At 69.6% G+C, this 13,611-nt stretch carries 9 protein-coding genes; 5 read left to right on the plus strand and 4 right to left on the minus strand.

Translation table 11 applies throughout. The annotated features are described in order from the left end of the window. On the minus strand, positions 1 to 254 hold a 254-nt coding region (locus ACFVTC_RS33335; RefSeq protein WP_390132191.1), incomplete at its 3' end, for a CoA transferase. Positions 255 to 259: 5 nt separating this feature from the next. Continuing rightward, a complete protein-coding gene (locus ACFVTC_RS33340) occupies positions 260 to 1,486 on the minus strand; it encodes an acyl-CoA dehydrogenase family protein (RefSeq protein WP_390132192.1) in 1,227 nt (408 codons plus the stop codon). A gap of 511 nt (positions 1,487 to 1,997) precedes the next feature. On the opposite strand from ACFVTC_RS33340, the gene ACFVTC_RS33345 reads away from it, so the two are divergent. Both ACFVTC_RS33345 and ACFVTC_RS33350 read left to right on the plus strand, forming a co-directional pair. Beyond that, positions 1,998 to 4,595: a carboxypeptidase regulatory-like domain-containing protein gene (locus ACFVTC_RS33345; RefSeq protein ID WP_390132193.1), complete on the plus strand. Its 2,598-nt coding sequence runs from the start codon at positions 1,998 to 2,000 to the stop codon at positions 4,593 to 4,595. 203 nt (positions 4,596 to 4,798) lie between these two features. After that, positions 4,799 to 5,185 carry a nuclear transport factor 2 family protein gene (locus ACFVTC_RS33350; protein WP_390132194.1) on the plus strand — a complete coding sequence of 129 codons (387 nt, stop codon included), beginning with the start codon at positions 4,799 to 4,801 and terminating at the stop codon, positions 5,183 to 5,185. 167 nt (positions 5,186 to 5,352) lie between these two features. Here the strand turns inward: ACFVTC_RS33350 and ACFVTC_RS33355 are convergent, their stop codons facing one another. Together ACFVTC_RS33355 and ACFVTC_RS33360 are read right to left on the minus strand one after the other, a co-directional pair. Further along, entirely contained in the window at positions 5,353 to 7,881 is a 2,529-nt protein-coding gene (locus ACFVTC_RS33355) for an RICIN domain-containing protein (RefSeq protein ID WP_390132196.1), read from the minus strand. Positions 7,882 to 8,126: 245 nt separating this feature from the next. Further along, positions 8,127 to 10,427 (minus strand): SpoIIE family protein phosphatase, encoded by a 2,301-nt coding sequence (locus tag ACFVTC_RS33360; protein WP_390132197.1) that lies wholly within the window; start codon positions 10,425 to 10,427, stop codon positions 8,127 to 8,129. A 341-nt stretch (positions 10,428 to 10,768) separates the two neighbouring features. On the opposite strand from ACFVTC_RS33360, the gene ACFVTC_RS33365 reads away from it, so the two are divergent. From ACFVTC_RS33365 to ACFVTC_RS33375, 3 genes are all read left to right on the plus strand, one after another. Further along, the gene (locus ACFVTC_RS33365) at positions 10,769 to 11,212 is read left to right on the plus strand and encodes a VOC family protein (protein WP_390132198.1); all 444 of its coding nucleotides are present in this window, start codon (positions 10,769 to 10,771) and stop codon (positions 11,210 to 11,212) included. A gap of 316 nt (positions 11,213 to 11,528) precedes the next feature. After that, a complete protein-coding gene (locus ACFVTC_RS33370) occupies positions 11,529 to 12,578 on the plus strand; it encodes an LLM class flavin-dependent oxidoreductase (protein WP_390132199.1) in 1,050 nt (349 codons plus the stop codon). Continuing rightward, positions 12,571 to 13,602, plus strand: a complete 1,032-nt coding sequence (locus ACFVTC_RS33375; RefSeq protein WP_390132200.1) for an LLM class flavin-dependent oxidoreductase — start codon at positions 12,571 to 12,573, stop codon at positions 13,600 to 13,602. The genes ACFVTC_RS33370 and ACFVTC_RS33375 overlap by 8 nt, the downstream gene beginning before the upstream one ends. Positions 13,603 to 13,611 lie beyond the last annotated feature (9 nt).

The raw sequence follows: 13,611 nt of genomic DNA on the forward strand, positions 1-13,611 counted from the left end.
ACAGCCGCCGGTGACTTCAGGTCGATCACCATGCCGCGCTTGTTGCGGTTGGCGAGGTGCCAGCCGTAGTTGGCCCGTGCCCTGGGGCTGGGCGGCACGGAACTGAGCCTCCGCTGGGGGTCGCCCGCGCCCGGCGGCTCGATCTTGATGACGTCCGCCCCGAAGTCGGAGAGCATGGTGGCCGCTGCCGGTCCCGCGATGAACGAGGACGCGTCGAGGACCTTCAGGCCGGTGAAGACGGATTCGGTGGTCATGGTCATCACTTCACGAAGGCGCTGAGGCCGCCGGTGACGGCGCGTCCGACGATGAGGGTCTGGATCTCCCGCGTGCCCTCGTACGAGTACAGGGCCTCGGCGTCGGCCACGAAACGCCCGACCTTGTAGTCGAGGACGATGCCGTTGCCGGCGAGCAGTTCCCTGGCCCACCCGACGCTCTCGCGCATCCGCACGGTGCAATAGGCCTTCGCCAGGGCCGACTGTTCGTCCCTGAAGATCCCGGCGTCCTGCAACTGGGCCAGGCGCGTCACCATCCCGCACGAGGCCGTGGCGTTGCCGAGCATCTTCACCAGCAGATCCTGCACGAGCTGGAAGCCTCCGATCGGGCGCCCGAACTGCTCGCGCTCCTTCGCGTACTGCAGGGCGATCTCGTAGGCGCCGAACATCACCCCCACCGCCTGCCACGCCACACCGCTGCGCGTCTGGCGCAGAATGCCGGCCATGTCCTTGAAGGTGTTCGCGTTCTGCAGCCGGTTGGCCTCCGGAACACGGCAGCCTTCGAGCACGATGTCGGCGTTCTGCACGATGCGCAGCGCCATCTTGTTCTCGATCTTCGTCGCGGTGAACCCGGGGGTGTCCTTCTCCACGACGAAGCCCAGCACGTGCTGCGTCTCGACGTCACGGGCCCAGACGACCACCATGTCGGCGAACGTCGCGTTGCCGATCCAGCGCTTGGCTCCGTCGAGGACCCACTCGTCGCCGTCCCTGCGCGCGGTGGTGCGCAGGCCACCCGCCACGTCGGAACCGCCGTGCGGCTCGGTCAGGGCGAAGGCGCCGATCTTCTCGAAACGGCTCATCGCCGGCAGCCAACGCCTCTTCTGTTCCTCGGAACCACAGGCGAGCACGGTGCCCATGGCCAGACCCGTGTGCACGCCGCAGAACGTCGCCAAGGAGGCGTCGGCATGCGCGAATTCGAGCGCGAGAAAGCCTGAGAAGAGGTTGCTCGGCCTCGGGTCCGTGGAGTCCGGGTCGGCCCAGTCCACCAGCCCGAGACTCCCGAAGCCCTCGACCAACTGGAAGGGGAACTCGGCGCGGGCCCAGTAGTCGTCGACGATCGGAGCGGCCTGCGCGCGAAGGAACTCGCGGACGGTCTCGATCTTCTCCCGCTCGCTGTCCGTGAGCATGTCCTCGAAGGCGTAGAAATCGGCGGGCAGCGGTCCTTTGTCCAGGTACGGACCTGACGGGGTCGGCAACTGCGGGGTGCCGCTCATGGCAATCTCCCTCAAGCACTGTGGGGCATGGCACGGAGATCCGAGCCCCTCAGTGCTCTGGGCGCCCGGCGTTCCGGTTCTCCGGCGCGATTCAACGCGGATCCCGGACCGATCCCCCGCACCCGCGCCGTGCGGGGGTGCCGTTCTCGCCGCAGACCACTCCAGTGGCCTGCCGTCAGCCGGTGTGAGGTCCCGCACGAGAGCCACGGCCGGGCGACGAAGCTGCCGGCCGACCGTGGGAAGCAAGCGCTCACCATGACCCACGATGGCCGGCGCCCTCTCAGGCCGCCCCCTTGTCGGGGTTGCCTCCGATATGAGCGTCTGCGCAATGCGGTTCTCACAAGAGATCCATTGACACGCCCTCGTCCCGGACCAGTAATTGATCATCGACGGATGTGAATCCGCCATCGCTGGGCTGGAGTTGAGCCCTTTCATGGATTGGTGAACAGTGTCGATACCGCCACCCGCGAGAAGTGCCGCCACAGGCTTCCGCATACTCGGCCGAGGCGCCGTGGCCCTGGGTGCCGCCGCGGCCCTCGTACTGCTGGGAGGCCTGCCCTCCGCGCAGGCGGCCCAGAGCTCCGACTCCGCACACGTCCACGCGGGGACGCCGGCAGCGGTGACCACGTCGGGTGCGACCGGCCCGGCCGGACCGGACGCCCCGACCCGACTTGAGCCCGTCTGCGGAACGCCCGGCAAGGATCGGGCGACCTGCTACGCGATGCGCGCCGCGGACGAGACTCCCGTGATGCGGCTCAGTGCGGCGGCCACCCCCGCCGGGCTGGGCCCCAGGGACATCCAGAGCGCCTACAGCCTGCCCGCGGACGGCGGCGCCGGCCAGACGATCGCGATCGTCGACGCGTACGACAACCCCTACGCCGAGGCCGATCTGGCCGTCTACCGCGCGCAGTACGGCCTCCCCGCCTGCACGACCGCCAACGGCTGCTTCACCAAGGTCGACCAGCGTGGCGGCACCTCCTACCCGCAGCCGAGTGAATCGTGGGCCGGAGAGATCGCTCTCGACCTGGACATGGTCTCGGCGTCGGCCCCGGGCGCGCACATCCTCCTGGTCGAGGCGGACAACGACGGTCTGGAGAACCTCGCCGCCGGTGTCGACCGCGCGGTCGCCCTCGGCGCCAAGTACGTGTCCAACTCCTATGGCCGGCCCGGTGACTTCGCCTCCGACCTGGCCACCTACGGCGCCTCCTACGACCACCCCGGCGTCGCCGTGGTCGCGGCCACCGGCGACAACCGGTACGGAGTCTCGTTCCCCTCGACGCTGCCGTCCGTGACCGCCGTCGGCGGAACCGCGCTCACTCCCGCCCCGGACACCGCCCGCGGCTGGACGGAGACGGTCTGGGCCCGTGACCCCTACGGACCCGGCTCCGGGTGCGCGCAGTACCAGGTGAAGCCCGACTACCAGAAGGACACCGGGTGCACCGGTCGCAGCGTGTCGGATGTCTCCGCCGTCGCTGACAACGTTGCCGTCTACCACACCTACGGTGCGGGCGGCGTCGGCTGGCAGCGCTACGGGGGCACCAGCGCCGCCACTCCGCTGATCGCCTCGGTGTACGTGCTCGCGGGCGCCCCTCGCCCCGGCACCTCCCCCGCCGCCTACCCGTACGCGGCCGGCGGCGCCGGGCTCAACGACGTCACCAGCGGCACCAACGGCAGCTGCGCCAGCGACTACCTGTGCAACGCCGGTCCCGGCTACGACGGCCCGACCGGCCTCGGCACCCCCGCGGGTCTGGCAGCGTTCCGCAGCGGGCCGCACGGCACACTGTCGGGAACGGTCAAGGACGCGGCGTCCGGCAAGCCGGTCGCCCACGCGACCGTGGGTTCGGGTCTCGACGTCGCGACGACCGACAGCCGGGGCGCGTACCAGCTGGACCTGCCCGCGGGAACCGTCAAGGACCTCACGGTCCGCGCCTTCGGCTACACCACTTCGACCCCCGCCACCCTCACCCTCACGGACGGCCAGTCCCTGTCCCGGGACTTCCGCCTCGCCGCCATTCCGCGTGAGAAGGTCCACGGCACCGTCAAGGACGGCTCGGGTCACGGCTGGCCGCTCTACGCGAAGGTCACGGTGGACGGCTCTCCCGAAGCCCCCGTCTGGACCGACCCCGCCACCGGCGCCTACGAGCTCTCCCTGCCGAAGGGAGCGGACTACGGTCTGGACGTCACCGCGGCGCTGCCCGGATACGAGCCCGTCGAACAGTCCGTCACCGTCGGCAGGCATCCGGTGGGCAGGAACTTCACCCTGGACGCGGACCCCGACTCGGCCACGGCCGTCGGCTACACCCTGCGACGCGAGGGCACGACGGAGACGTTCGACTCCAACACCTCGGCCCCACAGGGCTGGACGGTGTCCAATGCCTCCGGGACCGACAACGGCTGGGAGTTCGACGACCCGATCCAGCGTGGCAACGCGACCGGAGGCAGTGGCTCCTTCGCCGTCGTCGAGAGCGACAACTGGCCGATCGGCCCGCACCAGGACAGCCAGTTGATCAGCCCGGTGTACGACTTCTCCGGCAGCGAGTCGGCCGAGCTCGACTTCAAGACGGCCTATCTGTACAACCCGAACAACCAGCAGATGAGCGTGGACGTCACCACCGACGGAGGCACCACCTGGGAGACGGCCTGGGCCACCTCCTCCACGAGCGGGGACGGCAGGGACCACCGGACCGTTCACGTCCCGCTGCGGGCGTACGCGGGTGACAAGGCAGTCCAGCTGCGCTTCCACTTCGTGGCCAACTGGGGCTACTACTGGTCCGTCGACGACGTGTACGTCGGGACGCGCGACCTGCTACCGGTGTCCGGCGGGCTGACCGTCGGCACCGTCCGCGACGCCCGCACCGGCGCGGGACTGGTCGGTGCCACCGTGGCCGACTCCGGGCATTCGGACGCCACGACGGTCACCGTCGCGACACCGGACGACCCGGCGGTCGGCGACGGCTTCTACACCCTGTTCCTCGCCGGCCCGGGCAAGCACACGCTGCGCGTGAGCGCTCCCGGCCACGTCACCGCGTACCCGGCGACCAGGGCGCGTGCGGACCGGACGGTCCGCACGAACCTCCGGCTGAAGACCGCCCCGGCGACCTCGGGCTGACCCTCGTCGCCGTGGGGTGCCCCCGGCCCCGGTCCCGTCGGGGTCCGCGGCCGGGGGGCACCCGACGGGTCGGAAGCGCCGCGCGGCGGACGGCGGAACAGCGCGCGTGTCGGTCATCGCCGCCAGGGTTACGCTGGTCGGCAGGAAGCCGGGACGTCGGAGACGGGTCTCGTCGGACACTTTCCGTGGTCGGAGGAAACACGATGGGCGACCAGGAGATTCGCGCGGCGCTGGACCGGCACTGGGAGGCGTCCGCGGCCGGGGACCAGGACGCCGAGCACGAGATCTACCACGACGACGTCATCACTGATTATCCCCAGTCGGGTGAGCGCATCCACGGTCGCCGCAACCTTCAGGCGTTGCGCTCACACCATCCGGCCGAGCTCACGTTCACCGTCCGCCGGATTCTCGGCAGTGGAGAACTCTGGGTCACTGAATACGTGATCGATTACGACGGGCAACCGGCCTCCACCATCAGCATCATGGAATTCCGCGACGGCAAGGTCGTCCACGAGACGCAGTACTTCGCGGATCCGTTCGCTCCACCCGCCTGGCGAGCCCAGTGGGTGGAGTCGATGCCCCACGTATGACGTCTGCTGCCGATCCACTCGCGTCCCGTATCCGGTCGATCCCACCCAGGACCAGGGACCGCGCGATGTCGGCTCGTGACAGGCCGTCGGCTTGCCCGTCCCACGCCCCGCCCCGCCCCGCCCCGCCCCGCCCCGCCCCGCCCCGCCCCAGCTGATTGGACGTCGGCCTACGGGGCCGCCGCTGATCGCAGGGTCCACAGATGGTCCGCTGTGCCGTTGTCGGAGTACTGGACGACGTTGGCGCTGTCGCCGGTGGACATACCGGCGACGCCGAGCAGCAGGCCGCTGTTCTTGTTGACGATCTTGTACTGGCCGCCGCCGGCGTCGACCAGCCGCCACAAGTGATCGCTGGTGCCGTTGTCGTGGTACTGCTGGATCTGGGCGCTCAGTGCGGTAGAGGCGCCCTGCACGGCGAGGAGCAGACCGCTGTTGACATTCACGATCTTGTACCAGCCACTGCCGGCTTTGACGAGTTTCCACAGGTGGTCCGGGGTGCCGCTGTCCGCGTACTGCTGTACATCGGCGCTGTCGGAGAGCGAGGCGTGGTCGACGGCGAGGAGTTTGCCGCTGTTGACGTTGGCGATCTGGAAGACGGGCGGGGCCCAGACCTGGAATTCCGACAGCCCCCACCCGGTACCGCCACCGGCGTTGGGTGCCACGACGCGCAGCCGACTGGTCGTCAGGGGCGGGAAGCTGATCTCGTTCTCGGCGTTCGCGGTGGGAGCGGCGGGAGAGCGGGTCTGTCCGGGTACGGTGGCCCACGCCGAGCCGGTCCAGTACTGCAGGTCGTACGTGGCCGGGGTGCGCACGCCACCGCCGTCGTCGTAGAAGTACAGCCGCACGTCACCGGTCTTCTGGTCGCGGCCGAAGTCGACGCCGTAGTAGTCGCTGGGGTGGCCGGTGGCATAAGAGGTCCAGCGGCTGTTCTCGGGAATCCCCTGCCGGTAGACGATGCCGTCGACGGCGTTCCAGACGTTGTCGTAGCTGGAGGTGTAGGAGGCGAAGGGCTGCGGACCGGACGCGAAGCGCTGCCCGTTGGCGGCCACGTCCGCGGTCGCGTCCGCGCCCGGCCGGGCGTTCGGCGCGCCGACGTCGACCGTGACCGGGCCCGGTTCCGTCCTCGCGGCGACCTGGCCGCCGTCGACGTAGACGTGCAGCCCGGCTCCCTGTCCGTAGCGGCTTCCGGTGCGGTCCCACAGGACGGTCACGTTGTGCCCGTGGTACGGGGTGTTCTCCAGCGCGAAGTAGTCCCAGCCGGCCGGTGCGAGCGGCTTGACGACCAGGGTGTCGTCGCTCTGGCCCCGCAGACCGATGAGTCCGGAGATGACGTTGTCGTTGTAGGTGGAGTGGTTGTAGTCCTCGCTGTGGTTGTTCCCGTCGTACAGCCAGTTGTCGCTGTCCGGGTCATGGGCCTCGGCGACGTAGGGGACGCCGCCCCGGTACTGGGTGGCGGCATAGGTGTGCAGCAGCCGGACGTAGTCGCCGCTGGAGAACACCGACTGGGCCGGGTAGTCCTCCAGCAGGTTCGCCGCCGCTGTCAGCGTCTGGGACGTGGCGAACGGCCAGGAGGGGCCGTCCCAGCGGCAGCAACCGCCGGCCTGGTACATGAACCAGGGGCTGCGCCGTTCCACCGTCGTCGGCCCGTAGGGGGCGGCGAAGCCGTTGGAGTCCTTGAGCTGGGCGAACGCTCCGGCGTTCGCGGCCGGCGCCATGTCGAACATCCAGGGCAGATAGCCCATCAGCTCGCGGCTGCCGGTCTTGCCCCGGGAGGGGTTGTTGTCCCGGGCCACGCCGTAGTAGAACTGCCGTCCCGCGTCCCACAGGTGCGTCTGCACCGCGTTGCGCAGAGCGGAGGCGCGTGCTTGGAAGTCGTCGGCCGTGCCGGTGTCACCCGCCAGCGCGGCGATCGCGGCGATCGCCCGCGCGTCTCCGTACTGGTAGGCGTTGATCGTCGGCCGGTAGCCATGGCCCCCGTGATAGGGGTCGGAGGACTCGTACGACGAGGCGGAGTACTCCGTCGCGTCCCACACCGGCGCCTGCCAGTACAGGCCCAGCGTCCGGTTGAAGTGGTTGCCCCAGCCGTCGTACTGCTTGACTAGCGACGCCAACTGGGACTTGGCGTAGTTCCGGTCCCCGGTGGCCAGCATCTGCTGCCACACCGCGTCGGCCGCCCAGAAACTGTACTCGTGGGCCCAGTCCGACGTGTCGGCGTTCACCCCGTCGGTCTGCGGTTTGGGGAACTGCCCCGGGCCACCGAGCCAGTAGTCGACGACGTCCTTGGTGTACGTCTGGTCCCGCAGCCACCGCCCCTCGGTGATCTGGTGTCCGGCCGCGGCCGAGATCCCCCCGTACGGAGCGCCGTAGCCGACGGGTTGGAGGAACTCGCTCGACAGCCAGCCGTATTCCGGCCCGGTGTAGACCAGATGTTCCTTGTAGGCCTGCCAGCGGTAGTAGTACACGTCCCGGATCTGCCGGTCGGGCACGTCAAGGAAGGGGATGTTGGCCTTGTACCAGGCCGGGTCCTGAACGCCATCCAACAACGCGTCGTGATCGAGGAACGACGTGCCCGCCGGAGCGGGAGAAGCGGCCACGGCGGGCACTGCGGCCGCAGCGGGCGATGTGCCCGGCCCGCCGAGAAGACTGCCGAGCCCCGCCACGGCGGCGGCCGTGCCCCACCATCTGACCAACCTCATCATGGCGTTCCCCTCCGAGCCCCAACGGCGGCCTGACACGGTCCGCTTGTCGACGTCGCGCGACGGCCGCCCACCACGGAGCGCGGCCCGTCTCTTCCGAACTCCCCTTACAACGTTGTAAATGAACGACCGTGTGAACATGACAACATGGGCGGAGCGAGGGTGTCCAGAGGCTGCGAACAAGGCGCTCCGCATCCGCGTACACCGGCCGGTGGAGGCTCACGCGGTCGTGCGGCCGACTCACTTGGTCATACGGCTGAGGTGAGTTGCTGCTCGGCCCAGATGGTCTTGCCCCGGTCCTCGTAACGGGTCCCCCACCGCTGTGCGAACTCGGAGACCAGCAGCAGACCGCGGCCGCCTTCGTCGGTGGTGCGGGCGTGCCGCAGATGAGGGGCGGCGCTGCTGCTGTCGGAGACCTCACAGGTCAGGGTGCGATCGTAGATCAGCCGCAGTCGTACGGGCGGTTCGGCGTACCGGATGGCGTTGGTGACCAGTTCGCTGACGATGAGTTCGGTGGCGAAGACCTCGTCGTCCAGTGCCCACGCGCCCAGTTGGCCCGAGGCAAGGGTGCGGGCGGTGGCCACGGCCGCCGGGACGGCGGGCAGGCTCCAGGTGGCGACGTGGGAGGGGTCCAGGGCCCGGGTGCACGCCACCAGGACGGCCGCATCCTGCGGAGGGTCGACGGGGATGAGGTTCTCGGCGAGGCTCAGGCACAGATCCTGCGGGGCCTGACGGGAAGCGGCGAGCAGTCGCGTGACCTCGGCGTGCCCGCCGTCGTGGCCGAAAGCCTGCACCAGTCCCGCCGTGTACAGCACCAGACGGGTCTGGTCGGGCACCGTCAGCTCGAATTTGGTGAACGACGGGCCGGGCCGGCCCAGGGGCGCCCCCACCGGAAGATCGGGGAAAGTGACCGTGCCGTCCGGCCGGGCCACGGCCAGTCCGGGCCGTCCGGCCGTCGCCATGACGCACTGGCGGGTGACGGGGTTGTAGACCAGGTACAGGCAGGTGGCCCCGGCCTCGCTGTCGGCCGCCGGGTCACCGTTCTCCGCGTCCATCTGGTGAACGACGTCGTCGAGGCGGGCCATGACCTCGTCCGGCGCCAGATCCAGGGCCGCGAGGATGTGGACAGCGGTCCGCAGCCGGCCCATGGTGGCCGCCGTACGCATGCCACGTCCGGGGGCACTGCCCGCCACGAGGCCCACGCGAGCCCCTGGGAGAGCGATCACGTCGGCCCAGTCGCCGCCCGCGCCGGAGTACACCACGTGGTGCGCGGTACGCACCGAGTGCGGTGCGGGGGGATCCTGTGGCAGCATGCCTCGCTGCAGGGAGAGCACGGCGTTTCGCTCGCGGACGAAGCGGCGGGCGTTGTCCAGGGCGACGGCGGTGCGGCCGACGAGGTCCTGGGCCGAGGTGAGGTCTTCGTCGTCGAAGGCGCCGCGCGTGCTCCACCGGTAGAAGGCGACCAGCCCCAGAACGCTCTCACGCGCGACCAGGGGCACCATCATCAACGAGTGGATCCGCTCCTCCAGGATCCGCCGGCCACGGACCATGTCATCGCGTACCCAGGCGCTGTCCTCGTCGATCGTGCGCACCAGACACGCCTTGCGGTCGGCCAGGACCCGCAGGGCGGCCGCGGCACCGGGGTAGTTGCTCGGCTCACCGACCGCGTACACCCCTGGAGTGACACCCACGCGGTTCGACCTGTACGCCGCGCGTTGGAGGGCCCATCCGGCCTCCCCCGGTCCGTGCGGAACCTCGTGTCCGGCGAGCACCGGTTCGAGGAGGTCCACGGCCACGCTGTCGGCCAGCCGGGGAACCACCACCTCGGTCAGCTCCTGCGCGGTGCGCAGCACGTCGAGGGTGGTCCCGATACGGGCGCCCGCCTCGGCCACCAGGGCGAGACGCTGCTGCGCCCGGTGCTGGTCACTGACGTCGACCACGGTATCGGCGACGCCTATGATGCGTCCGTCGGTGTCCTGCAGGCGGAACACGGACGCCGAATAGACGTGCTCGTGCTCCGGGTCGCCGGGTGGTCGCCCCCGCTTCTCGAAGGCGATCGCAGGCTCACCGGTCTCCAGCACCTTGACCATCACCTGCTCCGCCATCTCGGAACTGAATCCGGGCCACGCCTCGGTGGGACGCAGCCCCAGGGCCTCGGTCACCCGAGTGCCTTGCATCCCCTGTGCCGCGGCGTTGTAGCGCGTCAGACGCAGTTCCGGATCCAGGACGAACAGGCCGATGGGGGAACGGGTGAACAGGGCCTCCAACAGGGCCTGGTCGACCGCGGGGACCGTCTCGGACGACGCCGGTGAAAGCTCCACCCGCCAGCACGCCCCGAACTGCGGGTCCTGCTCGGCGCGCGCTCGGATCCGGCAGGCGACCGCATGGCCGTCCTGGTGTCTGAACGCGGTCTCGGCCGCCCCGATGTGATCGGGCGGCCCCGCGGCAAGCAGTTCCGTGATCGTCCGGCCGACACCGCAGGTCTCCGGATAACCGAGGAGTTCTTCGGCTGCCGGGCTCCACCGGACCACTTCGCCTGCGCCATCCACCAGGAACGATGCCTGATCGACCCCGTCAGGCGCGCTTCCCGCTCTCCGCGTGCTGCCGACTTCCGATCCGTCCATGACCTTCCGCCGTTCTGGGCTCCCTCCGGCTCGGCCGGTGCCTCCAGTCTCGCGCAGCCACAACCGCTTCGCGCGGCCTGGGCCGGGAGCGTGCGTGCCCACGGGTGCCCTGGGCGGGTGCGCTTCCATCGGCCCGCCGCCGGCCGGACGTCCGACGCGATCGTCACCTGTTTGACCAGTGACGAGCAGAGATGCCATGATCTCACCGGTTGAAACGGTGACGCGCCGAGGCCCCCACGCCACCGTCCGCGAAAGAGAAGGCGAAAATGGATCTGAAACTCGAAGTCGTCGTGCTGCCCGTCTCTGATGTCGACCGGGCCAAGGCCTTCTACGAGAAGGCCGGCTTCCGTCTGGACGTCGACCACGTCGCCGACGACAACTACCGCGTGGTGCATCTGACCCCGCCCGGCTCATCGTGCTCGATCCTCTTCGGCACCGGGGTCACCACGGCCGCGCCGGGCTCGACGCAGGGCCTGCACCTGGTGGTGTCGGACATCGTGGCGGCCCGTGCCGAGCTCGTCGGCCGGGGTGTCGAGATGACCGAGATCTTCCACGACGCGGGCGGGGTGTTCCACCGCGGCACGGACGAAGGCCGGGTCAGCGGCCCCGATCCGCAGCGCGCCAGCTACGGCTCGTTCACCGCCTTCAGCGACCCGGACGGCAACGGATGGGTACTGCAGGAAGTCACCACCCGGCTTCCCGGCCGGTGACGAACGCCCCCTTCCGCCGCCCACGCGTCCCGCACCCCCGCGCCCCGGCCCATCCGATTCCGACCGCGGACACTTAGTTGACACATAAACTAAATACCCTACGATGGGCCCGACGAACAGGCGGCGAACCGATCCCTTCGCGCACGGGAGGCGCGGCCGCTCACATGATTCACGGCGGCGCGGAGCAGGTCCGTATCACCTCACCCCCACATTTTCCTGGTTGACACATCAAGCATGTATCCTGCGAATATACTTGACGTGTCAATTATTTACTTCGGGGTGATCAGCCCCCTGCGGGCCGCCGGAGGAGGAGACCATGACGCCGCCGACCTTCGAGATCGGCCTCGACTCGTTCGGGGAGGTCGCCACGGACGACGGCCGGACGCTGAGCGACGCCGAGACCGTCCGCCTGCTCATCGATGAGGCGAGACTCGCCGAATCATCGGGGGTGGACGTCTTCAGCATCGGCGAGCACTACCGGCCCGGACACGTCGACAGTGCCACTCCCGTGCTGCTCTCCGCCATCGCCGCCGTCACGGAGCGCATCCGCCTCGGGACTTCGGTGACCGTTCTGAGCACCAATGATCCCGTGCGGCTGTACCACGACTTCGCGACTCTGGACGCCGTGTCGAACGGCCGGGCCCAGATCGTGCTCGGACGTGCGTCGGCCACGGAGTCCTTCCCCCTCTTCGGCTATGAACTCGCCGACTACGAGGAACTGTTCGAGGAGAAGCTCGAGCTATTCATGCGTCTGCAGCGGGACGAGACGGTGACATGGTCCGGCGCGTTCCGGGGACCTCTCGTGGAACAGCGGCTGCGTCCCCGGATGCGCCAGGGAGGCATCCCCACCTGGATCGGAGTGGGCGGCAGCCCGCGCTCCGTGCTCCGCGCCGCCGACTACGGCCTGCCCCTGATGCTTGCCATCATCGGCGGACGTCCGCAGCGCTTCGCAGGCCACGTCGACCTCTTCCACCGGGCGCTGCGGCAGGCCGGACACGGTCCGCAACCGATCGGCCAGCACTCGCTGGGCCTCATCGCCGACACCGACGAGGAGGCGGCCGAGACCTGGTGGCAGTACTGGAAGCCGGTGGTGACCCAGGCGGCCGAGGAGCGCGGGTTCTACACGCCGACCCGCGAAAGGTACGCGGCCGAGATCGACCACGGCGCCCTCTTCGTCGGCTCCCCGCACACCGTCGCCCGCAAGATCGCGAGAACGGCCCGCGACCTGCACCTGAGCCGTTTCGACCTCAAGTACGACATCATGCGCCTGCCGCGTCAGGCCCGTTCCCGCACGATCGAGTTGCTGGGCAGCGAAGTCGCCCCGCTGGTAAGGGAACTGCTCACCAAGGAGTCCACCCATGTCTGAACTCACTTTCGGCCTCGACACGTTCGGCGACGTACCCGCGGACGACTCCGGTGCGACGGTCTCCCACGCGAGGGCGATCCGGCAGGTCCTCGACGAGGCCGTCCTCGCCGACGCCTTGGGCGTCGACGTCATCGCGCTCGGCGAACACCACCGGCCGGAATACTCGATCTCGTCCCCGGAGACCGTGCTCGCCGGCATCGCCACGCGCACCACACGCATTCGGCTCTCCTCCGGCGTGACGGTGCTGAGTTCCGACGACCCCGTCCGGGTGTTCCAGCGCTTCGCGACCGTCGACGCCCTCTCGGGCGGCCGGGCCGAGGTGATTCTCGGCCGCGGCTCCTTCACGGAGTCGTTCCCCTTGTTCGGCTACGACCTCGCGGACTACGACACGCTGTTCGAGGAGAAGATCGAGCTGTTCTCGAAACTACTGGAGGAGAAACCCGTCACGTGGAAGGGCACCGTGCGGGCTCCCCTGGAGGACGCCGAGGTCTTTCCCCCCACGGAGTCGGGTCACCTGAGCACCTGGGTCGGTGTCGGTGGCTCACCCCAGTCGGTCATCCGCACCGCCCACTACGGACTTCCCCTCATGCTCGCCATCATCGGCGGTTCTCCCGAGCGCTTCGCGGCCTACATCGACCTCTACCGGCGCGCGGCCGACCAGTTCGGCACCACCGCGCATCCGGTGGGAATGCACTCCCCCGGCTTCATCGCCGACACCGACGAAGAGGCCCGAGAGGTGCACTGGCCGAGCTACCGGGTCATCCGCGACCGCATCGGCGCCCTGCGAGGCTGGCCGCCGCTGCGCCGCGAGGAGTACGACGCGGAGATCGAGCACGGCTCCCTGTACATCGGCTCACCCGAGACGGTCGCCCGCAAGATCGCCGGCGCCGTCCGCCAACTCGGCGTCGGCAGGTTCGACCTCATCTACACCGCGGGCGCGCAGCCGATCAGTGCCCGCCTGCGGGCGGTCGAGCTGTACGGCACGAAGGTCATTCCCATGGTCCGCGACATCCTCGCGGGCTGACTCACGGAA

Source organism: Streptomyces sp. NPDC057950 (genome assembly GCF_042887295.1).
Taxonomy (GTDB): domain Bacteria; phylum Actinomycetota; class Actinomycetes; order Streptomycetales; family Streptomycetaceae; genus Streptomyces; species Streptomyces kaempferi.

What these genes read in the sequence shown, in the direction of transcription:
- ACFVTC_RS33340 (WP_390132192.1), bottom strand. Translation starts at nt 1,486, where the DNA reads ATGAGCGGCACCCCGCAGTTGCCGACCCCGTCAGGTCCGTACCTGGAC.
- ACFVTC_RS33350 (WP_390132194.1), top strand. Translation starts at nt 4,799, where the DNA reads ATGGGCGACCAGGAGATTCGCGCGGCGCTGGACCGGCACTGGGAGGCG.
- ACFVTC_RS33355 (WP_390132196.1), bottom strand. Translation starts at nt 7,881, where the DNA reads ATGATGAGGTTGGTCAGATGGTGGGGCACGGCCGCCGCCGTGGCGGGG.
- ACFVTC_RS33365 (WP_390132198.1), top strand. Translation starts at nt 10,769, where the DNA reads ATGGATCTGAAACTCGAAGTCGTCGTGCTGCCCGTCTCTGATGTCGAC.
- ACFVTC_RS33370 (WP_390132199.1), top strand. Translation starts at nt 11,529, where the DNA reads ATGACGCCGCCGACCTTCGAGATCGGCCTCGACTCGTTCGGGGAGGTC.
- ACFVTC_RS33375 (WP_390132200.1), top strand. Translation starts at nt 12,571, where the DNA reads ATGTCTGAACTCACTTTCGGCCTCGACACGTTCGGCGACGTACCCGCG.